1 protein-coding gene is annotated in these 976 nt (G+C 61.6%); it reads left to right on the forward strand.

Translation table 11 applies throughout. The features are described from left to right. A partial coding sequence (locus tag EOA60_RS37980; RefSeq protein WP_164899854.1) for a nucleotidyltransferase occupies nt 1-843 on the forward strand: 843 nt, incomplete at its 5' end. Nucleotides 844-976: the final 133 nt, after the last annotated feature.

Here is a 976-nt window from a genome sequence, read left to right on the forward strand (position 1 = left end):
GCGTTGCGGAATTCCGGGACTGCTGAGCGCGAAAGCTTCATCACCCACGCGAAGGGGCCACAGCCATCGGCCGACGACAGCTTTGTCGACATGAACGCCTATGGCTTCGCCGAGTGGTATCGCGAGAGAACGCCGCTCGAAGCCAGGATGGCAGAGGAGTTCCATCGCCGCTGGCGCAATCTCGAACGCTCGGGTTTTCGTGCTGAAGCCGAGGTCGACGATGTTCCCGATCAGGCGGATTTCGTCGTCAAGAACGTCGCCACACTTGCGCTCCAGCTGATCAAGCGGTTTCGCAATATCGTGTATGCCGGATATTCTGGGCGCATCCCGCCGTCGGTGATGCTTTCCTTCTATGCCGGCAGGGCAGCGCAGCCGAACACGGCGCTTTCGGTCATGGTGATCCGCATCTCGAAATGGATCATCGCCGACATCGAGAACGCGACGCTCTATGGGAAGAGGCTCCACGTCACCAACCCCGTTTGCGAGGACGACGTGTTCACTGACCGCTGGCCGGAGTCGGTCGATCAGCAAAACGAGTTCGCCCGTCATCTTCGCGCGCTCGTTGACGGTCTGGAGAAGATGCGTCAGGGCGAGATGTTCCCCGACGACATGATGGAGTGGCTGAGGGGCAATTTCGGCGATCGCGTCGTCACGCGTGCGACAGAGAACATCGCTGCGGAGGTCGGCGATGCAATTCAGAACTCGCAGCAGCTCTACACCCGCAGGGGCGGGCTGATCATCCCGAAGCCGGCCATCATCACCGGGAGTGTGACCGCGGCGACCGTTACCGCGCCGACTGTCGCGGCAGCAAAGCCGCACACCTTCTTCGGAAAGAAGATCTGACATGCAGTTGCTCCTTTCTCTGGAGGAGCAGATCGCGGCTATGAAGGCGACGTGGCCGGGGCTCGCCCCGCGCAAAATCGACCGTCGCCTTCAGTCGTCGCGATGGGTGGGAAGGGTGCGCGCGCAGTACTGC

Source organism: Mesorhizobium sp. M1A.F.Ca.IN.020.06.1.1, from assembly GCF_004023265.1.
Classification (GTDB): domain Bacteria; phylum Pseudomonadota; class Alphaproteobacteria; order Rhizobiales; family Rhizobiaceae; genus Mesorhizobium.